General features: G+C 65.8%; 18 protein-coding genes and 1 other RNA gene. 5 read left to right on the top strand and 14 right to left on the bottom strand.

What is annotated here, in order from left to right; translation table 11 throughout:
• Positions 1-77 precede the first annotated feature (77 nt).
• From phaC to AB4Y43_RS04435, 3 genes are all read right to left on the bottom strand, one after another.
• The gene (gene phaC, locus AB4Y43_RS04445) at positions 78-2,012 is read right to left on the bottom strand and encodes a class I poly(R)-hydroxyalkanoic acid synthase (RefSeq protein WP_368727114.1); all 1,935 of its coding nucleotides are present in this window, start codon (positions 2,010-2,012) and stop codon (positions 78-80) included.
• 509 nt (positions 2,013-2,521) lie between these two features.
• On the bottom strand, positions 2,522-3,391 hold the full coding sequence (pgeF, locus tag AB4Y43_RS04440; RefSeq protein WP_368727113.1) for a peptidoglycan editing factor PgeF: 870 nt from the start codon (positions 3,389-3,391) through the stop codon (positions 2,522-2,524).
• Complete coding sequence (locus tag AB4Y43_RS04435) at positions 3,388-4,635, bottom strand: RluA family pseudouridine synthase (protein WP_368616223.1); 1,248 nt, start codon at positions 4,633-4,635, stop codon at positions 3,388-3,390. The genes pgeF and AB4Y43_RS04435 overlap by 4 nt, the downstream gene beginning before the upstream one ends.
• A 41-nt stretch (positions 4,636-4,676) precedes the next feature.
• Here AB4Y43_RS04435 and AB4Y43_RS04430 point away from each other — a divergent pair, with 41 nt between their 5' ends.
• Positions 4,677-5,573 carry an outer membrane protein assembly factor BamD gene (locus AB4Y43_RS04430; protein WP_368727112.1) on the top strand — a complete coding sequence of 299 codons (897 nt, stop codon included), beginning with the start codon at positions 4,677-4,679 and terminating at the stop codon, positions 5,571-5,573.
• Positions 5,574-5,692: 119 nt separating this feature from the next.
• On the opposite strand, the gene rlmD is transcribed toward AB4Y43_RS04430, so the two are convergent.
• Complete coding sequence (gene rlmD, locus AB4Y43_RS04425; protein WP_368727130.1) at positions 5,693-7,111, bottom strand: 23S rRNA (uracil(1939)-C(5))-methyltransferase RlmD; 1,419 nt, start codon at positions 7,109-7,111, stop codon at positions 5,693-5,695.
• A 277-nt stretch (positions 7,112-7,388) separates the two neighbouring features.
• Between rlmD and AB4Y43_RS04420 the strand changes: the two genes are divergently transcribed.
• Positions 7,389-8,270, top strand: coding sequence for an endonuclease/exonuclease/phosphatase family protein (locus AB4Y43_RS04420; protein ID WP_368727111.1), 882 nt, complete (start codon positions 7,389-7,391; stop codon positions 8,268-8,270).
• Positions 8,271-8,285: 15 nt separating this feature from the next.
• Here the strand turns inward: AB4Y43_RS04420 and AB4Y43_RS04415 are convergent, their stop codons facing one another.
• The 5 genes from AB4Y43_RS04415 to surE are packed head-to-tail and all read right to left on the bottom strand — an operon-like array spanning position 8,286 to position 12,953.
• Positions 8,286-9,065, bottom strand: a complete 780-nt coding sequence (locus AB4Y43_RS04415; protein ID WP_368606703.1) for a 3'-5' exonuclease — start codon at positions 9,063-9,065, stop codon at positions 8,286-8,288.
• Positions 9,066-9,084: 19 nt separating this feature from the next.
• Entirely contained in the window at positions 9,085-10,191 is a 1,107-nt protein-coding gene (gene rpoS / locus AB4Y43_RS04410) for an RNA polymerase sigma factor RpoS (RefSeq protein WP_069267496.1), read from the bottom strand.
• 13 nt (positions 10,192-10,204) lie between these two features.
• Entirely contained in the window at positions 10,205-11,128 is a 924-nt protein-coding gene (locus tag AB4Y43_RS04405) for a peptidoglycan DD-metalloendopeptidase family protein (protein ID WP_069267497.1), read from the bottom strand.
• A 5-nt stretch (positions 11,129-11,133) separates the two neighbouring features.
• On the bottom strand, positions 11,134-12,195 hold the full coding sequence (locus tag AB4Y43_RS04400; RefSeq protein ID WP_069267498.1) for a protein-L-isoaspartate(D-aspartate) O-methyltransferase: 1,062 nt from the start codon (positions 12,193-12,195) through the stop codon (positions 11,134-11,136).
• Positions 12,192-12,953 (bottom strand): 5'/3'-nucleotidase SurE, encoded by a 762-nt coding sequence (gene surE, locus AB4Y43_RS04395; protein WP_069267606.1) that lies wholly within the window; start codon positions 12,951-12,953, stop codon positions 12,192-12,194. Before surE ends, AB4Y43_RS04400 begins: the two co-directional genes overlap by 4 nt.
• Positions 12,954-13,223: 270 nt before the next feature.
• Between surE and AB4Y43_RS04390 the strand changes: the two genes are divergently transcribed.
• The gene (locus tag AB4Y43_RS04390) at positions 13,224-14,195 is read left to right on the top strand and encodes an NADPH:quinone oxidoreductase family protein (RefSeq protein WP_069267499.1); all 972 of its coding nucleotides are present in this window, start codon (positions 13,224-13,226) and stop codon (positions 14,193-14,195) included.
• An 82-nt stretch (positions 14,196-14,277) separates the two neighbouring features.
• Here AB4Y43_RS04390 and AB4Y43_RS04385 read toward each other — a convergent pair whose 3' ends face one another.
• The 5 genes from AB4Y43_RS04385 to ffs all read right to left on the bottom strand — a co-directional run bounded on the left by AB4Y43_RS04385 (position 14,278) and on the right by ffs (position 19,547).
• Positions 14,278-15,558, bottom strand: a complete 1,281-nt coding sequence (locus tag AB4Y43_RS04385) for a CaiB/BaiF CoA transferase family protein (RefSeq protein WP_368616220.1) — start codon at positions 15,556-15,558, stop codon at positions 14,278-14,280.
• Positions 15,559-15,629: 71 nt separating this feature from the next.
• Complete coding sequence (gene recR / locus AB4Y43_RS04380; RefSeq protein ID WP_368727110.1) at positions 15,630-16,226, bottom strand: recombination mediator RecR; 597 nt, start codon at positions 16,224-16,226, stop codon at positions 15,630-15,632.
• A gap of 212 nt (positions 16,227-16,438) precedes the next feature.
• On the bottom strand, positions 16,439-16,765 hold the full coding sequence (locus AB4Y43_RS04375) for a YbaB/EbfC family nucleoid-associated protein (RefSeq protein ID WP_069267501.1): 327 nt from the start codon (positions 16,763-16,765) through the stop codon (positions 16,439-16,441).
• Positions 16,766-16,847: 82 nt separating this feature from the next.
• Positions 16,848-19,229 (bottom strand): DNA polymerase III subunit gamma/tau, encoded by a 2,382-nt coding sequence (locus AB4Y43_RS04370; protein WP_368727109.1) that lies wholly within the window; start codon positions 19,227-19,229, stop codon positions 16,848-16,850.
• A 219-nt stretch (positions 19,230-19,448) separates the two neighbouring features.
• Positions 19,449-19,547, bottom strand: an RNA gene (ffs, locus tag AB4Y43_RS04365) — signal recognition particle sRNA small type.
• Positions 19,548-20,002: 455 nt separating this feature from the next.
• On the opposite strand from ffs, the gene trxA reads away from it, so the two are divergent.
• Both trxA and rho read left to right on the top strand, forming a co-directional pair.
• Entirely contained in the window at positions 20,003-20,329 is a 327-nt protein-coding gene (trxA, locus tag AB4Y43_RS04360; protein ID WP_027818380.1) for a thioredoxin TrxA, read from the top strand.
• Positions 20,330-20,632: 303 nt separating this feature from the next.
• Positions 20,633-21,895 carry a transcription termination factor Rho gene (gene rho / locus AB4Y43_RS04355; RefSeq protein ID WP_027818379.1) on the top strand — a complete coding sequence of 421 codons (1,263 nt, stop codon included), beginning with the start codon at positions 20,633-20,635 and terminating at the stop codon, positions 21,893-21,895.
• Positions 21,896-21,898 lie beyond the last annotated feature (3 nt).

Here is a 21,898-nt window from a genome sequence, read left to right as displayed (position 1 = left end):
GGGCGACTTGGTGGCGCGCCATGCGCCCCGCCCGTCAAGTTGTTAATCCGAATTCCGCAGCAAGCGTTTCAATTGCCTCAATCGCGCTGCTGCACATAGCGCCCCGGCGCCGGCTCGATCTCGGGAAATTCCGCCGAGCCGGCTTGCGCACGCGGCTTCACCTTCTTGCCGCCGTACTGATCGAGCCATTCGGCCCAGGTCGGCCACCAGCTGCCGGGTTTTTCCTCGGCAACCGCGAACCAGTCGTCGGCTTCTTCCGGCAGATGCTTCGCGTCGGCCTCGACGCTCCAGAAGCTGCGCTTGTTCTTCGATGCCGGGTTGATCACGCCGGCGATATGGCCCGACGCGCCAAGCACGAATTTCAGCGGCCCGGACAGCAACGGCACCGACGCATACGCCGTGCGCCAGGGCACGATGTGATCCTCGCGCGAACCGTAGATGAAGGTCGGCACGTCGATGCGCGACAGATCCACTTCCTCGCCGCACACCGTGAGCGCGCCCGGCTCACGCAGCTTGTTTTCAAGGTACGTATTGCGCAGGTACCACGCGTACATCGGCCCCGGCAGGCTCGTCGAGTCGCTGTTCCAGAACAGCAGGTCGAACGGCGCGGGCGTACGGCCCTTCAGATAATTGTCGACGACGTAGTTCCAGACCAGATCGTTGGGCCGCAGGAACGAGAACGTGTTTGCGAACTCGACGCCGCGCATGAGCCCCGGCGTGCCGCCGTTCTTGCCGCCGATGGTCTGCTCACGCATCTGCACGTGGGCTTCGTCGACGAACACATCGAGCACGCCCGTGTCGCCGAAGTCGAGCATCGCGGTGAGCAGCGTCATCGATGCAGCGGGATGTTCGCCGCGCGCCGCGGCGACGGCCAGCGCCGTGGCGAGGAGCGTGCCGCCCACGCAAAAACCGAGCGTGTTGATCTGCTCGCGCTCGCTGATGCTGCGCGTCGTCTCGATCGCCGTGAGCACGCCCTCTTCGATGTAGTCGTCCCAGGACCGGTCCGCGATCGACGCGTCGCCGTTGTGCCACGAGACGAGGAACACCTGCTGCCCCTGCTCCAGCGCATACGCGACGAGCGAGTTCTCGGGCTGCAGGTCGAGGATATAGTACTTGTTGATGCACGGCGGCACGATCAGAAGCGGCCGCTCGCGCACGGTGGCCGTGCGCGGCTTGTACTGGATCAGCTGGAATAGCGCGTTTTCGAACACGACCGAACCTTCGGTGGTCGCGAGGTTGCGGCCCACCACAAAGCGCGACTCGTCGGTTTGCGAAATCTTGCCGCGCGACATGTCGCCGATCAGGTTCATCACACCCTGGCGCAGGCTCTCGCCATGGGTTTCGAGCAAGGCGCTCTGCGCGTCGGGATTGAGCGCGAGGAAGTTGCTGGGCGAAGCTGCCGCGGTCCACTGCTGAACGGCGAAGCGAATGCGCTCGCGCGTCTTCGCATCGGTATCGAGCGCGTCGACGAGTTCGTGCAGGTAGCGCGCGTTGAGCAGATACCACGCCGCCGTGAATGCATACGCGGGCGTGGCCTTCCAGGCGTCGGAACTGAAGCGCCGGTCCTTGAGTTCGGGCGCCTTGGGCGTGGTGTCGGTGGCCTGACGCAGCAAGTCGAGCGCGTCGCGCGAATATTCCGCCTGCAGATGCTGAAGGCGCGTGGGTTCGATCGATGCCGTGGGAAGCTTGAAACCTTCAAACGGGTTCGCGCCACCGAACGGATTGGCTGCGCCGAAAGGACTGCCGGCAGCGAACGGATTGCCCGCGGCGAAGGGATTGCCGGCTGCAAATGGATTGCCCGCAGCGAAAGGATTGGACGCAGCGAAAGGGTTGCCTGCGGCAAAGGGATTACCCGCAGCGAAAGGATTGCCCGGCGCGCCGTTGCCCGCCGGCGGCCACCAGTTGGCCGCGAGTCCCGCGAAGGGCGCTTGCTGCGCCGCGCCGCCGGTTTGCTGCGCAGCATTCAGGGCGCTCTTCCAGGCGTTCGTCCACGCGTCGAGATACTGCTGCATGCCGGCTGCGTCGGGAGCAAAAGGCGGATTGCCGCGCGTCGCACCATCAGTTGAGGCGCCCGTGCCCGGGGCAGTCTTGGAACGTTGAGATGCCGTCATGCCTGCTTTTGACCGATGTGTCCCGAAGGACTGGTTGAGAGGCAGGTGGTACGCATACGGGCGCCGTTGCGGCGCTCGTCACGACCTGTCCCGTGGGTGAAGGACATTCTTGCTCCCCATTGCAAAGCGTGTCAATGCTTGTGCCCGATTTTGCCGCGCTGCGATATTTTTTTAATTATCGTTTTCCCGATGTAATCAATTGTTTAACTGCCGCGACACATTGCTGTGCGGCCTGGCGCACGAAAATCCGCCGTCGCGGCAAGCGTTTGCAGTGCAATGCGGCAATCGGGGAGCTAATGCACCGTGAGAGGAGCACAGTGCGTTGCGGGAATAGCTGCAGTGCAACAAAAATCGTCTGACTCGCCACGCGCCGCCTCGCCGTTTCACGACGGCGGCGCGGCGCAGCGAGGTCAGGGATTGAGCCAGATCAGCGCGGCCATGCGGCCGGTGACGCGATCGCGCCGGTACGAATAGAAGCGCTCGCGCAGCGTAACCGTGCACAGGTCGCCGCCGCTCACGTGGCGCACGCCGAGCGTATCGAGCCGCAGCCGCGCCAGCGCGGGAAGATCTGCAAGGTATTTGCCGTTCGCCTCGGGGCGCGCCACGAAGGCCGCCGCGGTGGCGGCGCGATGGGCATCGCGTCGCGCCGCGTCGACCTGCTCCGCATGGGTCATGAACGCGTCGCGCACGTCGGCGCCGACCTCGAAGGCCGTCGGCCCGATCGCGGGGCCGAGGTACGCATGCAGGTCGGCCGTCGCACAGCCCGCGAGCGCCGCGACGCGCTCGGCCGTGCGCTCGATGACGCCCGCGGCCAGCCCGCGCCAGCCCGCGTGCGCGGCGCCCACGGCGCGGCCCTCGCCATCGCACAGCAAGACGGGCATGCAGTCGGCCACCATCACCGTGCAGGCGATGCCGGGCTCGGCGCTCACGCTCGCATCGGCTTCGAGCGGGGCGCCCGCGCGCGCGGCCGCAAGCGCCTGCGCGGCGTCGACCACGATCGGACCGTGGATCTGCTTGAGCCACGCGGCCGGCACGCCCGCATGCGCGAGCAGCCGCTCGCGGTTCGCCTCGACGTGCGCAAGATCGTCGCCGGAGCCGCGGCCGAGATTCAGGCCGCCGGGGAGATCCATGCCTTCACCGCCCTGCGCCGCCTGCCAACGCCCGAATGGCGGCTCGCTCACGCCGCCGTCGCGCGTCGTCACCAGGGCGCGTACGCGCGGCGAAACCTGCCAGTCGGGATGCAGCAAAGCGTCGGATGTCAGTTCCGGGCAGGTCGTCATGCGTGCTTATCCTCGGTTTGCTCGTCGTCTTCGTCGTCTTCGTCATCTTCTTCGTCGCTGCCGATCACGTAGCCTTCGTCGGTGTACGCGCTGTCGAACATGTCCTCATCGAAGCCGGCTTCGTCCTCGTCTTCCTCGCCGCCGAAGCCGAGCGCCTCGATCAGCGCGTCCAGGTCGTCGGGCACTTCGGCGCGCCATTGCATCGAGCGGCCCGTGACTGGATGAACGAGGCCGAGACGCCACGCGTGCAGCGCCTGGCGCGCGAAGCCATCGGGCAGCGCCGCGACCGAGCGCTTGCCGCGCGCGTGGCCGTACACCGGATCGCCCAGCAGCGGATGACCGATGTGCGCGCAGTGAACACGAATCTGATGTGTGCGCCCCGTTTCCAGGTCGCAATGAATGGCGCTCACGGGCTGGTTGTGCCAGAGCGTCTTGTCGATGCGCCGGAAGTGCGTGCGCGCGGGCTTGCCCGACGCGCCCTTCACCACCGCCATGCGCGTGCGCTCGCGCGGGTCGCGGCCGATGGGTGCGTCGATGGTGCCTTCCTCGGCCATGTTGCCCCACACGAGCGCGAGATAGCGGCGCTTGACCGTGCGCGCCTGCAGCTGGCGAACGAGGTCCGTCTGCGCCTCTAGCGTGCGCGCGACGACCATCAACCCGGACGTTTCCTTGTCGAGCCGATGCACGATTCCCGCGCGCGGCAGACCCGCCGCGGCTTCGCCATAGCGATGCAGGAGACCGTTGAGGAGCGTGCCGCTCCAGTTGCCCGCGGCCGGATGCACGACGAGCCCGGCGGGCTTGTTGATGACGACAATGGCGTCGTCCTCGTAGACGATGTCGAGCGGCACCGGCTCGGGCGCGAACGCGAGCTGCTCGGGCAGGAGGTCCGGCACGAGCTCGATGGTCGCGCCGAGCGGCACCGGCTGGCGCACCTTCGCCGGCTTGCCGTCCACGCGCACGCGCTGCTCTTCGATCCAGCCCTGCAAACGGCTGCGTGAAAATTCTGGAAATACCTTGGCGAGCACCTTGTCGAGGCGCTCGCCAGCGAGCTCATCTGGCACCTGAACCGAGCGCGGGGCTTCGTCGCCGCGCGCACGCGGGGCGCCGCCGACGCCCTCGCCTGCGAGTTCGTCGTCGAGCCCCTCACTGGAGGCTGCGTCATCGGGCGCATCGCCCAGGCTATAATCTCTGATGCTGTTTTGGGCGCCGGGAGCGCCGGCCCCCGGAATAACTGTACGGGTCATTGAGTCTGGGTCACCTGTAGACCTGAAGCTGGACTGGATAAATGCGAGCCTTGAACACGATTACGAAACTGGCCCAACACGCGGTGGCCCGAAACGCAATGCGCGCGACGCGAGCAAACACGCTCGGCAAGATTGGCAACATCATTCGGCTTGCTGCTTGCGGCGCGGCGTTCGCCGTGGTCGCGGCCTGCCACGGCCTGCCGGAAAAGACCGACGAAACGGCAGCGTGGAACAACAACAAATTATATACGGAGGCCCAGGACGCGCTCTCCGGCGGCGACTGGGGCAAGTGCGCAAAATATTTTGAAGCACTCCAGGGCCGCGACCCGTTCGGCCACTTCGCCCAGCAGGCGCAGATCAACGTGGCCTACTGCAACTGGAAGGACAACGAGAACGACTCCGCCGACCAGGCGATCAACCGCTTCATCCAGTTGCACCCGGATCACCCGGACATCGCCTACGCGTACTATCTCAAGGGCATGATCCACTTCAACGACGACCTGGGTCTGTTCGGCCGCTTCTCGGGCCAGGACATGAGCGAGCGCGACCCGAAGTCGCTGCGCGAGTCGTACGACGCGTTCAAGGTGGTGGTCGACAAGTATCCGCAGAGCAAGTACGCGCCGGACGCCGCCCAGCGCATGCGCTACATCGTGAACGCGCTCGCTTCGCACGAAGTGCACGCGGCCGACTACTACTATCGCCGCGGCGCCTATGTGGCGGCCATCAACCGCGCGCAGCTCGCGATTCAGGACTACAAGAGCGCGCCGGCAATCGAAGACGCGCTGCACATCATGATCCTGTCGTACCAGAAGCTCGATCAGCCGCAGCTCGCCGAAGACACGCGCCGCGTGCTCGCCGGCACCTTCCCGGACAGCCCGTACATCACCGGTCACGCGCGTCCCGGCAAGGAAAACAAGTCCTGGTGGCAGATCTGGTGATCGCCGCGCCTCTAGCCTGAGGCCCGCTGCAAAGCAAAACGCCACGGTTTCCGGTGGCGTTTTTTTTCGCTTCAGCGGCCGCAGCGCAGGCTACGCGCCTGCGCTGTCGCGGCGTTTGCTCAGTCGCGCTCGAACAGCGCGATCGATTCCACGTGCGACGTGTGCGGGAACATGTTGACCACGCCCGCGCCCTTGAGCCGAAAGCCGGCCTCGTTGACGAGCACCCCCGCGTCGCGGGCCAGCGTCCCGGGACTGCACGACACATAGACGATGCGTTTGGGCAGCGGGCCATTGCCGCTCTGCGCGATTTCCGCGAGCGCCTGGGAAACGGCGAACGCGCCTTCGCGCGGCGGGTCGACGAGGAACTTGTCGAAGTGGCCGAGCGCGCGGATGTCGTCGGCGGTGACTTCGAACAGGTTGCGGCACGCAAACGACGTGTGGCCGTCCACGCCGTTGGCGCGGGCATTTTCGAGCGCGCGCGCCGTCAGCGTATCGCTGCCTTCGATCCCCACCACTTCGCGCGCGAGACGCGCGAGGGGCAGCGTGAAGTTGCCGATGCCGCAGAACAGATCGAGCACGCGGTCGCCGGCCTGGGGCGCGAGCAGGCGCAGCGCGCGGCCCACCAGCACGCGGTTGATCTGGTGATTGACCTGCGTGAAGTCCGTCGGCTTGAACGGCATGCGAATGCCGTATTCGGGCAGCGTGTAGTCCAGCTCCTTGTCGAGCGGATAGAACGGGAACACCGTGTCCGGGCCCTTCGGCTGCAGCCAGAACTGGACGTTGTGCGCGTCCGCGAACGCGCGCAGCAGGTCTTCGTCTGCGGCCGTGAGCGGCTCGAGAATGCGCAGCACGAGCGCCGTCACGCTCGAACCTACGGCGAGTTCGATCTGCGGCATGCGATCGCGAATCGACAGCGCGGCCACCAGATGACGCAACGGCACGAGCATTGCCGAGACGTTCGGCGGCAGCACTTCGCAGCTCGTCATGTCGGCCACGTAGCTGCTCTTCTTCTCGTGGAAGCCGACCAGCACGCCGCCCTTCTTCGGCACATTGCGCACCGTGAGACGCGCACGATAGCGGTAGCCCCACGACGGGCCGTGAATCGGTCGGAACATCGTCTCCGAACGCACCTTCGAGAGGTGCATGAGGTTGTCTTCGAGCACGCGCTGCTTGACGGCGATCTGCGCGCGCACGTCGAGGTGCTGCATCGAGCAGCCGCCGCAGGTGCCGAAGAACGCGCATTGCGGCTTCGTGCGAATCGCGCTCTCGCGCAGCACGTCGACCACCTGCGCCTGTTCGAACGTAGGCTTCTTGCGGTAGCTCAGGTAGGTCACGCGCTCGCCCGGCAACGCGCCCTCGACGAAGATCACCTTGCCGGGCTCGCCCGTCTCGGTCACGGTGCGGCCAACGCCGCGGGCCTCCATGTCGAGCGACTCGATCTCGAGAATGGGGGCATGAGCGACCGAAGCTTCGATGGCGGCGCGCTTTTCGGCGCGGCGCTCGCGCTTGCTGCGCCTTTTCGTGGGCGTGGACGGCATAGGCTCGGCCTGGGCAGGCTCGGCTTGAGGGTCGGGGGCAGCTTGAGACACCAGCGGATTCCTGACTGACGATGAGTGAATTGTGGGCGAAGGCGAGATTGTAGTCGAAGTCGGCGCCCGCGCTGCGTCGCTGCCGTTTGCGCACTGGACCGATTGGGCGCGCTGCGCCCCCTCTGCGTCGCTGCCATCGCATTCGTCATACGACATATCGGGAAAAACAGGCTAGGGTTAAACATGCGTGCGCGAACCGCCGCCGCACCATACGAGGAGCGTGCCGATGAAACTGGTGAGCTGGAATGTGCAGTGGGGCCGCGACGCTTCTGGCGTCGTCGATCTCGCGCGCACGGTGCGCGAGGCGCAGCGCCTCGCCGACATCGACGTGCTGTGCCTGCAGGAGATCACGCGCGGCTTCCGGGCGCTGCCGGGTGGTCCCGGCGACGATCAGTTCGCCGAACTGCGCGCGCTGCTGCCCGGCTATACGGTCATCGAGGCGATCGGCGCCGACTTGCCTGCGCCGCGTGGCGCGCAAGCCTCCAGTCAAGGCACGGCGCAAATGCCGCGCCGCCAGTTCGGCAACGCGCTCGCCACGCGCTTGCCGCTCGCGCAGGTTTTTCGCCATGCTCTGCCGTGGCCCGCCGACTCCACCGCACCCTCGATGCAACGCGTGGCGCTCGAAGCCGTGCTCGACGTGCCGGGCGGCGCGCTGCGCGTGCTGGTCACGCATCTGGAGTTTTATTCGCTGCGCCAGCGGCTCGCGCAAGTCGACGAGCTGCGGCGCCTGCAGCAGGAAGCCGCCGATCACGCGGCGCATCCCGCGCCCGCCGAAAACGATGTGGGCCCGTTCGCCCGCACCGCGCGCCCGCTATCCGCGATCGTCTGCGGCGACTTCAACAGCGCGTGGGGCAGCGAGGCGTACACGCGCATGCTCGAACCGCTCGCGGGCAGCCCAGCCTTCGTCGACGCGTGGACCGCGCTGCATGCGGGCGCGACGCCGCCGCCAACGGCCGGCGTCTATGACACGAAGCAATGGTCGGACGGTCCGCTCGCGTGCGACTTCGTCTTCATCACGGAGGATTTGCGCCCACGCTTGCGAAGCTGCGAGATAGACGGCGCGACCCAGGCTTCGGATCATCAGCCGATCGTGCTCGAACTCGGCTGAGGGACGACGCCGTGCCTAGCTCGCGAAGGCCTCGAGATACTCGCCCCAATGCGGTGCGGATTCCGCGGCGAGCGACTGCTTCACGAACTCGATCTCATCCGCATATTCGCGCTCTGTGAAACCGCCGCGCATCATCTGAAACCGGCAATAGAGCAGATACGTGTTGACCACGTCGGTTTCGCAGTAGTTGCGGATCTCCTCGATGCGGCCTTCCTGAAACGCGGTCCACACCTGGCCGCCGTCCATGCCGAGCTTGCCCGGAAAACCGCAGAGCTTCGCGAGCGCGTCGAGCGGTGCGTTAGCGCGCGGCTGATACATCGCCAGGACATCCATCAGGTCGGTGTGACGCGTGTGGTAGCGGCTAAGGTAGTTGTTCCACTTGAACTCGCGGTCCTCTTCACCCGTTTCCCAGTAGCGCACCGCGCGAATGCCGTGCACGAGCGCACGATAGTGCAGCACCGGCAAGTCGAAGCCGCCGCCGTTCCACGACACGAGCTGCGGCGAGTACTTCTCGATCGTGCGGTAGAACGAATCGATCAGGCGCGCCTCGCCGTCTTCGGGCGTGCCGAGCGAGCGCACGCGAAAGCCCTGGCCGTCGCGAAATACGCACGAGATAGCAGCGACACGCTGCAGGTGATGCGGCAGGAAATCGCTGCCGGTTTTCTCGCGGCGCGCGGCGAAGGCGTGCTCGGCGACTTCGGTGTCGGTGAGCGCGGCGGGCAGATCGTCGAGACGGCGAATGCCGTCGACATCGGGAATCGTCTCGATGTCGAATACGAGTACAGGAACTGTCATTCAGATGGACTGCGAGGGTTTAGAGTACGGCGTCCTTGCGCACGCCGTTCGAAGCGAAAAAGCGCTTGAGGCGCACCAGCGCTTCCTGCTGGATCTGCCGCACGCGCTCGCGGGTGAGGCCCATTTCGTCGGCCAGCTCTTCGAGCGTGGCGGGCTCGATATGGTTCAGCCCGAAGCGCCGTTCGATGACGTGGCGATGCTTATCGGATAACCGGCCGAGCCACGCGCGTGTAAGCGTTTCCAGTTCGCGATGCTGCACTTCGGCATCGGGCGACTGGCTCTGGTCGTCCGAGAGCAGGTCGAGCAGGCTGCTGGCCGGGTCGAGGTCGAGCGGAGCGTCGAGCGAGGCCGTGTGTTCGTTGAGCGCGAGAATGTCGGTGACTTCCTCGGTGGTCTTGCCCGTGAGATACGCGATGTCGTCGATGCTCGCGTCGCGCCGCTCCGAGGCCGAATCGGCGTTGAGCGAGTTCTTCTCCAGATGTCGCTTCGCGCGCAGCACCTGGTTGAGCTCACGGATCACGTGCACCGGCAAACGCACGGTGCGCGCCTGGTTCATGATCGCGCGCTCGATGCTCTGGCGGATCCACCAGGTCGCATACGTCGAGAAACGGAAGCCGCGCGTGGGATCGAACTTTTCGATCGCGTGCATGAGGCCGAGGTTGCCCTCCTCGATCAGGTCGAGCAGCGGCACGCCGCGATTGAGGTAACCCTTGGCAATGCTGACGACGAGGCGCAGATTGCGCTCGATCATGACCTGACGCGCTTCGAACTCGCCGGCTTTGGCGAGCCGCGAGTAGCGCTGCTCCTCCTCGACAGTGAGGAGCGGCTTCACGCTGATCCGGTTCAGATAATGCTGGATAGTGTCGGCCGTGAGTTCGGCCTGCAGCATGGCGCGGAAATCGTCGGCGTCGGGTGCGGCATCGGCGGTTTCGGTGCCCTCGCCCGAGCCGCCTTCGTCGGACTGCGAATCGCGCTCTTCACGCTCCTCGCGCTCTTCGTAGTCGCGGCCGCCGTCGAGTTCGGGCGACGCGTCGTCGTCGCCCGCCTGCGCGCCGTCCTCCACCGAAACCTGGGCGGCTTGGCTGTCAGACTCGGATTGCTGCAGACGGCGCTTCGATTTCGGCATGGTCGGCTCGCTTTTATTGCGGCGGCAAGTACTTCAGTGGGTCGACGGGCTTACCCTGACGGCGTACTTCGAAATGCAGCATCACCCGGTCCGAGTCGGTATTGCCCATTTCGGCGATCTTCTGACCTTTGGTGACCGCATCCCCTTCTTTTACCATCAAAGTCCGGTTGTGTGCATACGCGGTCAAAAACGTCGCGTCATGCTTGATGATAATGAGATTGCCGTAACCGCGCAGCCCATTTCCGGCATAAACCACGCGTCCATCGCCGGCTGCCTTGACAGGATCGCCCGACGCACCGCCAATATTGATGCCCTTGTTCTTCGTATCGTCGAAGCCGTTGAGCACCGGACCACGCACCGGCCACGTGAGCGCGATGTTGCCGCCCGGCGCCGCGGCGACATCGCCGCCGCTCGCACCCGGCTGCGGCGGCACGGCGGCCGTCGGCGGGGCTGCGTTCGCACCCGAACCGTAGATCGGCGGCTGCGCCGGCGTCCCCGCTGCCGGAGCGCCCGGTGCAGCGCCCACGCCCGGCACCGGCGCGGTCACGACACCCGGCGTGTATGCCGACGGATTCGCACCCGGCGGCACGACGCGCAACAACTGGTCCACCTCAATCTGGTTCGGATTGGTGAGATTGTTCCACGTCGCGATGTCGCGATAATTCTGGCCGTTTTCGAGCGCAATCCTATAGAGAGTGTCGCCCGGCTTCACCCGGTAATATCCCGGAGGCGGCGGCCCGAGCGGCACCGGAGGCTGTGCAGCCGCCGTGCCGAGCGGCGCGGTGCGGTCGACCACGGGTGCCTGATCGAGTCGCGTGGCGCAGGCGGCCAGAAGACAGAGCGCGGCGACCGCGGCGCCGCGCTGGGCTGCGATCAGCGTGGCTTCGGGCAGGTCGACATTCAGGCGGTTTCTTTTGATCGCGCGCAACATACTCATCGGATTCAGATCACTCCAGATTTTAAGGGGACAAAGAAAACGCGATCCAGGCGTGACTCCCGCCACTGCGCCGGCCCCGTACGCTCGACGAGCGTGAGGACCTGCGTCGCTTCGCCGGCGGCACTCTGGGTGCCGGACACCGCGACCGGCGCCACGAGCCGCCCGCCAATGGCGAGCTGCTCGAGCAGCGCCTGCGGCACGTCGAAGCCCGCAGCAGCGATCACGATCGCGTCGAACGGCGCCGCCGACGGCAAACCGAGCCGTCCGTCGCCGTAGTGCAAGCGGATATTCGGGATACGCAGCGGACGAAGATTCGTCTTCGCGCGCTCGTATAACGGCTTGATGCGCTCAATGGAATACACGTCGCGTGCGATCTGGCTCAACACCGCTGCCTGATAGCCGCAGCCGGTGCCGATTTCGAGCACGCGCTCCAGCACGCGGCCCGCGCCCGCGAGCTCGAGCATGCGCGCGACCACGGAAGGCTTTGAGATGGTCTGGTGATGACCGATCGGCAACGCCGCATCTTCGTAGGCCTGGGTCGCGAGACCCGGATCGATGAACATGTGGCGCGGCACGGCCGCGAGCGCCTGGAGCACGCGCGCATCGGCGATGCCGTTCGCACGCAGGCGTTCGACCATGCGTTCGCGTATGCGTTCCGAAGTCAGCGCATGCGCGCCGTTGAGCGCAACGGCGGGCGCGCCCGTGACGGCCACAGCAGCACGCGGCACACTCACGCCGCCCGGCATGGCGGCGCGCGGCGCGGCAGCGTTGCCGGCAGGATGCGCAGGCTTGATCGAACCCGCCGGCTTTGCGCTCACCGGCTTCGCATTGACCGGCTTCGCAGGCGGCGCCTTGAACGGTGTGCTCACGGAGGACTTCGCGACGGCCGGATTACCTACCTTCGCGCCGGGCTTCGCGAGTGTGCCGACGCCCGGTTTCGACGGACTGCTGTTGCCCGCGTTCGCGAGCGAGGGGCGTGCTTCGCCCGGACGCGCGTCGCGCCGGCGCGGCTCGCGTACGAGATCCGCAAGCCCGAGCGGAAAACGCTTCGTGCGCTCGCCCGTCATGAAGCACTGCCGCCCTTGCGCGCCCAGTCGTGCGTCGCGGACAGCATTTGCGTATGGGTGAGATCGAGTTGCAGCGGCGTGATCGACACATGGCCGTTCGCCACCGCGTGGAAGTCCGTGCCCTCGCTCGCATCGCGTGCGCTGCCCGACGGCCCGATCCAGTAAATCGGCTCGCCGCGCGGGTTGGTCTCGCGGATCACGGGCTGCGAAGGATGACGCTTGCCGAGGCGTGTGACGCGCCAGTCGCCAAGCTCTTCGTACGGCAGGTTCGGAATGTTGACGTTCAGCAGCGGATGACCCGGCAGCGGGTTCGCGAGGTAATGCGCAACGATCTCGGCCGCGACGCGCGCGGCGGAATCGAGATGCACCCAGTCTTTATCGACGAGCGAGAACGCGATGGCCGGCAAGCCGAACATAATGCCTTCGGTCGCCGCGGCCACCGTGCCCGAGTACAGCGTGTCCTCGCCCATGTTCTGGCCGTTGTTGATGCCGGAGACCACGAGGTCGGGTTGCTGGTCGAGCATGCCCGTGAGTGCGATGTGCACCGAGTCGGTGGGCGTGCCGTTCACGTAATAGAAGCCGGTGCTCGCCGATCGCAACACCGACAGCGGGCGCCACAGCGTAAGCGAGTTCGATGCGGCGCTGCAGTTCTGCTCGGGCGCCATGACCGTGACTTCGCCGAGCGGCTTGAGCGCTTCATACAGCGCCGCAAGGCCGGGGGCGAGGTAACCGTCGTCGTTGCTGAGTAGTATTCGCATCGAGCGATTGTAACCGAGGAAAGAAGGCACGCGAACGACAGCCCGGCCCATACGCCAGGGCGCGTCTGCCACTGGGCTGCACGTCGAAATCATGCGCCGGCGCGAGGCGCATTCGCATCCACGGCACGGCTCGAAAGACACCCGGTCATCGACGCGAAATAAATCGCACGATCGTTCGCATTGCGGCGGATTGCCGTACACTGTCCCGCGGTAGCGAATGCATGACCGACGCAACTGCAAGCAACCGAACCGGAAAAGACAGGAGACACGATGCGCGCAATCCGCTGCAACCAGTACGGACCACCCGACTCGCTCACGCTCGAAGACTCGCCCGACCTCGTGCCGGGCCCCGGTCAGGTCGTGATCGACGTGAAGGCCGCGGCCGTGAACTTTCCCGATGTACTCATCATCGAGAACAAGTATCAGATGAAGCCGCCGCTGCCCTTCACGCCCGGCGCCGAACTCGCGGGCGTCGTGCGCGCGGCGGGCGAAGGCGTGAAGCTCGCGCCCGGTACGCGCGTAGTGGCCTATGTGGGCACTGGCGCGTTCGCCGAGCAGGCGCTTGCGGACGCATCGGCGTGCGTGGCGCTGCCCGAAGGCGCCGATTTCGCGACGGCCGCCGCTTTCACGCTCGCGTATGGCACGTCGCATCACGCGGTGGTCGATCGCGCGGCCCTGCGCGCAGGCGAAACGATGCTCGTGCTCGGCGCGGCGGGCGGCGTGGGCCTCGCGGCGGTCGAAATCGGCAAGGTGCTCGGCGCGCGCGTAATCGCGGCCGCCTCGAGCGAAGAGAAGCTCGAAGTCTGCCGCCGCTTCGGTGCGGACGCCACCATCAACTACAGCACCGAGGACTTGCGCGAGCGCATCAAGGCACTCACCGACGGCAAAGGCCCCGACGTGATCTACGACCCGGTGGGCGGCGAGTATGCGGAACCGGCGTTCCGCAGCATCGGCTGGCGCGGCCGCTATCTCGTGGTCGGCTTCGCGAATGGAGAGATTCCCAGGCTGCCGCTCAATCTCGCGCTGCTCAAGGGCGCGAGCCTCGTCGGCGTGTTCTGGGGCGATTTCGCGCGTCGCGAACCGCAGCACAATGCGGCAGCGTTCACGCAGATGATGGGCTGGATCGGTGAAGGCAAGCTCAAGCCGTACGTCTCGAAGCGCTACAAGCTCGCCGACGCCGCGCAGGCGCTCAAGGACATGGCCTCGCGCAAGGTGACGGGCAAGATCGTGATCGAGCCCTGAACGTTTCCTGCCACGCAGGACGCAAAGCGAAAACGGCTCGCCGGTGGTTCACCGGCGAGCCGTCTTGCATAAGGCACTCGCCTTAGACGATGTGTTGCTCGCGCAACCGTGCGATGTGGTCCGCGTCGTAGCCCAGCGTCCTCAGGACTTCATCCGTATGCTCGCCCAACGCGGGACCAAGCCAGCGCGTGTCGCCGGGCGTCGCCGAAAGCTTGGGCGTGACCGCGGGCAGCGCGATGTCCACGCCTTCGCCTTCTTGCTCCCCCGGCGCTTGCCAGCGGAACTGCTGGATCATCTGGCGCGCCGCGAACTGCGGATCGGCGAACATGTCGGCCACGCTGTAGATGCGGCCCACGGGCACGTCGGCGGCATTGAGCACGTCGAGCGCTTCGTTGATGGTGCGCGTGGAAAGCCACGCCGCGATTGCGCCGTCGATCTCCGCCGTGCGCGGCACGCGGCCGTCGTTGTGGGCGAGTTGCGGATCGTTCGCGAGGTCCGCGCGGTCGATGGCCATCATCAGGCGCTTGAAGATCGGATCGCTGTTGCCGCCGATCACGATGCTACCGTCCCGGCACGGGTACGTATTCGACGGCACGATGCCCGGCAGCGACGCGCCGGTGCGCTCGCGCACCATGCCGTACATGCCGTACTCGGGCACCACGCTCTCCATCATGTTGAACACGGCCTCATAGAGCGCGACATCGACGATCTGGCCGCTGCCTCCGTTCATGTTGCGATGATGGAGCGCCATCATCGCGCCGATCACGCCGTGCAGCGCAGCGATCGAGTCGCCAATCGAAATGCCGATGCGCGGCGGCGGCAGATCGGGATAGCCGGTGATGTGGCGCAGGCCGCCCATCGATTCGGCGATCGCGCCGAAGCCCGGACGGTCGCGATACGGGCCGCTCTGGCCGTAGCCCGAGAGCCGCACCATCACGAGGCCGGGATTCTGCTTCGAGAGCACGTCGTAGCCGAGCCCAAGCTTTTCGAGCAGGCCGGGTCGGAAATTCTCGATGACGATGTCGGCTTCCTTCGCGAGCCGCCGCACGATCTCCTTGCCCTCTTCGGCTTTGAGATTCACCGTGACGGACTTCTTGTTGCGCGCCTGCACGGCCCACCAGAGCGACGTGCCGCCCGCTTCCGGGTAGAGCTTGCGCCATTTGCGCAGCGGATCGCCGCCCTTGGGGTCTTCGATCTTGATGACCTCGGCGCCGAATTCGCCGAGAAAGCGAGCGGCGAACGGACCGGCGATCAGCGTGCCGAGTTCGAGGACTTTGACGCCCGCGAGCGGGCCCGCGCCTTTCGCTGCGGATGCGTTCGACCGGGAATGGGGGGAATCGTGGGAAGGGGCGGCTGCACTCATGGGGTCTCCTTTCATTCTGTTCGGCGAGCGGCACCACATCGAGTGCGCCGCGATCGAAGCCTGGCGGGACGCTACATCGAGCGCCGGTCGAGCATGGCCCGCGCGATGGTGCCCGCGTCGACATATTCGAGCTCGCCACCCACCGGCACGCCGCGTGCGAGACGCGTGACGGCGAGTCCGCGCGCCTTGAGCGTCTGACCGAGATAGTGGGCCGTCGCCTCGCCCTCGTTCGTGAAATTGGTGGCGAGCACCACTTCCTTGACGACGCCATCCGACGCGCGCTTCACGAGCCGGTCGAAATGGATCTCTTTCGGACCGATGCCGTCGAGCGGACTCAGATGCCCCATCAGCACGAAATACAAACCGCGGTACGTCAAGGTCTGTTCGAGCATGATCTGGTCGGCCGGCGTTTCGACGACGCACAGCAGCGTAGGGTCACGCTCCTCGTCGAGGCACGTTTCGCACACCTGAGCTTCGGTGAAGGTATTGCACTTCTCGCAGTGCTTCAGATTCCCGGTCGCGAACAGGAGCGCGTTGCCGAGCTTTTCGGCGCCGTCGCGGTCGTGCTGCATCAGGTGATAGGCCATGCGTTGCGCCGACTTCGGCCCGACACCGGGCAACACGCGCAGCGCCTCGACGAGAGCGGCGAGAGCGGAAGGTTGTTTCATGCGGATTCAGCGCGAGATGCGCGACGGGGGTTTGAAGCGGAACCTGCTTCGGGGTGCTTCCTGCTGCCTGGTGTTGCTTGCTACCTACTGCTTGCTACTGCTTGCTACTTTCGACGCCGTGACGCCCGCGCAGCCCTGCCGGGTCGCGACGAGGCACGCGGGACACGCGGGCGCCGGTCTGCCTCACGCAGACGCGGCGCTCGCCACGTTCCTTAGAACGGCATCTTGAAGCCCGGCGGCAGCGGCAGGCCGGCGGTCATGCCGCCCATCTTTTCCTGCGACGTGGCTTCGGCCTTGCGCACCGCGTCGTTGAACGCCGCGGCCACGAGGTCTTCGAGCATGTCCTTGTCGTCCGTGAGCAGGCTCGGATCGATCGACACGCGGCGAACGTCGTTGCGGCAGGTCATCGTGACCTTGACGAGACCGGCGCCAGCCTGACCCTCGACTTCGATCTGGGCAAGCTGCTCCTGCATCTTCTTCATGTTTTCCTGCATCTGCTGGGCTTGCTTCATGAGCCCTGCGAGTTGGCCTTTCAACATAGTCACTGCTCCTTCTGGATCGTAGTCGTTCGAATCGATGCGCTCAAAAGCGCGCGACGCTTTGCGCGCCGCGCGGCGCAAATCAGTGGGCGGCCTGAGTGCCGCCCGATGCGGCTTCCGGCGCGACCGGCCGGATCGAGCCCGGCACGATGCTCGCGCCGAAATCGCGAATCAGTTGCTGCACGAAGGGGTCGGCGCCGATCTCGCGCTCGGCTTCGCGTTGACGCTGGGCGCGATCGGCGGCGTCGAGCGCGGCCGCCGTGCGGCGCGCGGGGCCGACTTCCACGCTCACTTCAACGGTCTTGCCAAGACGCTCGGCAAGCGCCGTCTTGAGCTTCGCGACCTGCGAGGCTTCGGCGTACTGCGGCACCGGCACGCTCAATTTGAGAAGCGTGCCTTCGAGCGCCGTCAGCTCGCTGTTGAACGCGAGCTGGTACGAGATGCCCTTGAGCGAAAGCGTGGCGGCAAGCGCAGGCCAGTCGCCCGCGAAACCGATCGGATCGAGCGCAATGCCCGGCGGCAGCTTGCTCACATCGACCACGGCCGGCGACGGCGTCGGCATCGCAGCGGCGCCGCGCGGCGCGGACGGCTCGCTGTCGTAAGGAGGCACGAAGCCGTCGTCGGGCGGCGCAAAGTACGCGTCATCGGCGCCGAGCGGCACGTAGTCGTCGGGTGGAATATCGTCCCACGGCGGCGCGCCCGAAGCGTCTTGCTGCGCGTTTGCGTTGCGCGGCGTCTGTCGTGCCTGCGCTTCGTGCGCGGCGGCGCGGCGAGCCGGATCGGGCGTCGGCACCTTCACTTCCATGCGCGGTGCGGCCTTCGGCGCGGGCGCCGGGGCGCTCGCGCCTGCAGCGGCAGCGGGACGGCCCGTGGCAACACGCATGCCCTTGCTGCGCAGCACGTCAAGCGCAGCGCTTGCACCACCACGCGCGGATGCCGCAGCGGCGGGTTCCTCACGAGATTCGAATTGCGGCGCGGGCGCAGCGGCCACGCTCTGCACAGGTTGTGTCTCTTCTGGCGCGGGAGCCGCCGCAGCCGGCTCGACCGGTGCCACAGGCGCAGCTTGTGGCGCTGCGCCCGGGTTCGGCGCGGACTCGCCCTCGTCCTCCCAGGGCGGGACGACGCGCGCTTCGTCCGCGGGCCTCGCGAACTGCGCAGGCGCAGGCGCGGACGCGCTCGCTTGCGGCTCGGCATCGGGCATCTTCGCCGGTGCGGCTTCGGTCGGCTGCGGCAGCGGGGCGGCGGGCTTCGGCACGACTGGCTGCGCAGCGGCAGGCGCCGCACTGCGCGCCGACGCCGCTACCGGAGCCGCCGCACGCGCGCCCGCGCTGGCCGCAGCGGGCTTCGACACAGGCGCACTGCCCACGCTGCCCGCGCTCACGGAAGGCTCGAACGCCAGCATGCGCAGGAGCGTCATCGTGAAGCCAGCGTATTCGTCGGGTGCCAGGCCGAGTTCGCTGCGCCCGAGGGTCGCGATCTGATAGAAAAGCTGGACCTGCTCCGGGCTCAACGCTTCCGCGAAACGGCGAATGTCGTCGGCTTCGGGCCACTCGTCGAGCACCGATGAAGGCGCGAATTGCGCCCAGCCAATGCGATGGAACAGACTCGCGAGGTCCTGCAGCGCGGCGGAAAACGACAGGCTGCGCAGCGCCATTTCGTCGGCGATGGCGAGCACGTTCGCGCCGTCGCCGGCCACGAGCGCGTCGATCATGCGGATCAGATAGCTTTGATCGAGCGCGCCGAGCATGCCGCGCACCGCTTCTTCGGTGACCTGGTTGGCCGAATACGCGATGGCCTGGTCGGTAAGCGAAAGCGCGTCGCGCATCGAGCCGTCTGCGGCGCGCGCGAGCAGGCGCAGCGCCTGCGCCTCGAACTCGACCTTCTCTTCTCCGAGAATATGCGTGAGATGCTCCACGATGTTGCCCGCCGGCATCTGCTTCAAATTGAATTGCAGGCAGCGCGAGAGCACCGTGACCGGAATCTTCTGCGGGTCCGTCGTCGCGAGGATGAACTTCACATGCGGCGGCGGCTCTTCCAGCGTCTTCAGCATCGCGTTGAAGGCGTGGTTCGTGAGCATGTGCACTTCGTCGATCATGTAGACCTTGAAGCGCGCATCGACCGGCGCGTAGACCGCACGCTCGAGCAGCGCGGCCATTTCGTCCACGCCGCGATTGCTCGCCGCATCCATCTCGACGTAATCGACGAAACGCCCTTCGTCGATTTCCCGGCACGCGCGGCACACGCCGCAGGGCTTCGACGTCACGCCGGTCTCACAGTTGAGCGCCTTGGCGAAGATACGCGACAGCGTCGTCTTGCCCACGCCGCGCGTGCCTGTGAAGAGGTACGCGTGATGCAGGCGGCCGCCGTCGAGTGCATGCGTGAGCGCGCGCACCACGTGCTCCTGTCCGACGAGCGAAGCGAAATCCTTCGGTCGCCACTTGCGTGCGAGAACTTGATAGGTCATCTGGAAATTGTATCAGCAACGCCCGCGCGTCCAGATGAATCGAAAGGCGGCCAATGCCCGGTTCGCGGCCGCCGCGCAATGGCGCGAGCCGGCGATTGCGGACGACGAAAACAGTGGCGATGCAGGCGTGACAAACACGACGAACGAAGAACCGCGTCGCGCAGTCGATTGCGCGGCGTCAATCTCGTATCTGCGGAGAAAAACGGAAGAAAAGAGGAAGGTGACGAGCCTGACCCTCGGCACTGGCGGAAAACGGCTGTGGCTGCTTCGTTCCCGACCTGACCAGGTTGACCGCCCCTCCATGCGAGGAGGCCCGTCACGGCGCATTCTAACATCGGTCGCGCGCCAATGCGACTGCTGCAGTGCGAAAAAACGCGCCGAGCCGCGCCGAGCATCGTTGCGCGCCCAGGTAGCTACCCCCTTGCAATGGCTCGCATCGCCTCCAGATAGCGTGCAGGAGCACGAGGTACCGCACGAAATGGCCCCCGCGAAAAGGCTCGCGCCGCCGCCAGAATGTGCCGCCGAATGTGGCCTGGAGGACGGAAACCCTGCTTGCGGCATGAGTACTATCACCGTCGGCAACGCATAGGGATTTAGGCTACACTGGCGTCGGCAATCGGCTGGGCCACGCGGTTTGCGTGCGAAGGGCGTGTGATTCGGACGTATGACTGGGGTTCGGTCTGGCCGCCCAGGCGGCCCCGGAAGAATTTTCAGTTTTGGTGTATCGTGGCGAGCAATTTACTCGGCCTCGAATCGAAAGAGGTATTCATACAATGAGCGAACAAATCAAGCATATCAGCGACGCATCGTTCGAACAGGACGTCGTGAAATCCGACAAGCCCGTGCTGCTGGACTTCTGGGCCGAGTGGTGTGGCCCGTGCAAGATGATCGCGCCGATTCTCGATGAAGTCGCGAAGGATTATGGCGATCGCCTTCAGGTCGCGAAGATCAACGTCGACGAGCACCAGTCGACGCCGGTGAAGTTCGGCGTGCGCGGTATCCCCACGCTGATCCTCTTCAAGAACGGCGCCGTGGCGGCGCAGAAGGTCGGCGCGCTCTCGAAGTCGCAGCTCACCGCGTTCCTGGACAGCCACCTGTAACTTCCTCGCTGGCCGCCCCTCCCCGCCCGGGCGCATCGCCCGGCCAGCAAGGGGATGAGCCAAGCAACGGTGCGTGTTGTCACGCGACAACACGCACCATAAAAACACGCCGAAACTTGCTGTCGGTCTTCACTGACGGTTTCTGGCGTGTGCTATGCTAGAATTCATAAAGCGTCTACCGGCGCCCTTATAAAAGTTTCAAGCAAGCTTGAAGCGAAGTTTCAACCAAAAGTCCTTGAGCGGTTCCGCTCGCTTCTTTTCCCCCATTCTTTTCGTCGCACTCCTCCCCGACGGGTTCTCCGTATGCATCTTTCCGAGCTCAAGTCTCTGCACGTGTCTGAATTGATCGAGATGGCCAATGGCCTCGAGATCGAAAATGCGAACCGCCTGCGCAAGCAGGAACTCATGTTCGCGATTCTCAAAAAGCGCGCCAAGACGGGCGAAACGATCTTCGGTGACGGCACGCTCGAAGTGCTCCCCGACGGCTTCGGCTTCCTGCGCTCGCCGGAAACCTCGTATCTCGCCAGCACGGACGATATCTATATCAGCCCGTCGCAGATCCGCCGCTTCAACCTCCACACCGGCGACACGATCGAAGGTGAAGTGCGCACGCCGAAGGACGGCGAACGCTATTTCGCGCTCGTGAAGGTGGACAAGGTCAACGGCCAGCCGCCGGAAGCCTCGAAGCACAAGATCATGTTCGAGAACCTCACGCCGCTGCACCCGAACAAGGTGCTGCTGCTCGAGCGCGAGATGCGCGGCGAGGAGAACGTGACGGGCCGCATCATCGACATGATCGCGCCTATCGGCAAGGGTCAGCGCGGCCTGCTGGTCGCTTCGCCCAAGTCCGGCAAGACCGTGATGCTCCAGCACATCGCGCACGCCATCAAGCAGAACCACCCCGACGTGGTCCTGTTCGTGCTGCTGATCGACGAGCGCCCGGAAGAAGTGACCGAAATGCAGCGCTCGGTGGCGGGCGAAGTGATCGCCTCGACCTTCGACGAACCGGCTGCGCGTCACGTGCAGGTCGCCGAAATGGTGATCGAGAAGGCCAAGCGCCTCGTCGAAATGAAGCACGACGTCGTGATCCTGCTCGACTCGATCACGCGTCTCGCGCGCGCCTACAACACCGTTGTGCCCGCATCGGGCAAGGTGCTCACGGGCGGTGTGGATGCCAACGCACTCCAGCGTCCGAAGCGCTTCTTCGGCGCGGCACGTAACATCGAAGAAGGCGGCTCGCTCACCATCATCGGCACGGCGCTGATCGAAACCGGCAGCCGCATGGACGACGTGATCTACGAAGAGTTCAAGGGCACCGGCAACATGGAAGTGCACCTCGAACGCCGTCTCGCGGAAAAGCGCGTCTACCCGTCGATCAACCTGAACAAGTCGGGCACGCGCCGCGAGGAACTGCTGATCAAGCCGGACATCCTCCAGAAGATCTGGGTGCTGCGCAAGTTCATCCACGACATGGACGAAGTCGAGGCCATGGAATTCCTGCTCGACAAGATTCGCCAGACGAAGAACAACTCCGAGTTCTTCGACATGATGCGCCGCGGCGGCTAAAGG

Origin of the sequence: Paraburkholderia sp. BR10872, from assembly GCF_040965835.1 — a bacterium.
Lineage (GTDB): Bacteria > Pseudomonadota > Gammaproteobacteria > Burkholderiales > Burkholderiaceae > Paraburkholderia > Paraburkholderia nodosa_A.
The sequence above is the reverse complement of the archived record's forward strand: the minus strand, read 5'-3'. Positions and strand labels throughout refer to the sequence as shown.

Coding starts and splice junctions, on each gene's coding strand:
- AB4Y43_RS04390 (WP_069267499.1), top strand. CDS start 13,224: ATGCGCGCAATCCGCTGCAACCAGTACGGACCACCCGACTCGCTCACG.
- AB4Y43_RS04415 (WP_368606703.1), bottom strand. CDS start 9,065: ATGACAGTTCCTGTACTCGTATTCGACATCGAGACGATTCCCGATGTC.
- rpoS (WP_069267496.1), bottom strand. CDS start 10,191: ATGCCGAAATCGAAGCGCCGTCTGCAGCAATCCGAGTCTGACAGCCAA.
- trxA (WP_027818380.1), top strand. CDS start 20,003: ATGAGCGAACAAATCAAGCATATCAGCGACGCATCGTTCGAACAGGAC.
- rho (WP_027818379.1), top strand. CDS start 20,633: ATGCATCTTTCCGAGCTCAAGTCTCTGCACGTGTCTGAATTGATCGAG.
- AB4Y43_RS04405 (WP_069267497.1), bottom strand. CDS start 11,128: ATGAGTATGTTGCGCGCGATCAAAAGAAACCGCCTGAATGTCGACCTG.
- phaC (WP_368727114.1), bottom strand. CDS start 2,012: ATGCAGCAGTATCTCGACGCGTGGACGAACGCCTGGAAGAGCGCCCTG.
- AB4Y43_RS04375 (WP_069267501.1), bottom strand. CDS start 16,765: ATGTTGAAAGGCCAACTCGCAGGGCTCATGAAGCAAGCCCAGCAGATG.
- AB4Y43_RS04430 (WP_368727112.1), top strand. CDS start 4,677: ATGCGAGCCTTGAACACGATTACGAAACTGGCCCAACACGCGGTGGCC.
- AB4Y43_RS04420 (WP_368727111.1), top strand. CDS start 7,389: ATGAAACTGGTGAGCTGGAATGTGCAGTGGGGCCGCGACGCTTCTGGC.
- AB4Y43_RS04400 (WP_069267498.1), bottom strand. CDS start 12,195: ATGACGGGCGAGCGCACGAAGCGTTTTCCGCTCGGGCTTGCGGATCTC.
- AB4Y43_RS04385 (WP_368616220.1), bottom strand. CDS start 15,558: ATGAGTGCAGCCGCCCCTTCCCACGATTCCCCCCATTCCCGGTCGAAC.
- rlmD (WP_368727130.1), bottom strand. CDS start 7,111: ATGCCGTCCACGCCCACGAAAAGGCGCAGCAAGCGCGAGCGCCGCGCC.
- AB4Y43_RS04435 (WP_368616223.1), bottom strand. CDS start 4,635: ATGACCCGTACAGTTATTCCGGGGGCCGGCGCTCCCGGCGCCCAAAAC.
- recR (WP_368727110.1), bottom strand. CDS start 16,226: ATGAAACAACCTTCCGCTCTCGCCGCTCTCGTCGAGGCGCTGCGCGTG.
- pgeF (WP_368727113.1), bottom strand. CDS start 3,391: ATGACGACCTGCCCGGAACTGACATCCGACGCTTTGCTGCATCCCGAC.
- surE (WP_069267606.1), bottom strand. CDS start 12,953: ATGCGAATACTACTCAGCAACGACGACGGTTACCTCGCCCCCGGCCTT.
- AB4Y43_RS04370 (WP_368727109.1), bottom strand. CDS start 19,229: ATGACCTATCAAGTTCTCGCACGCAAGTGGCGACCGAAGGATTTCGCT.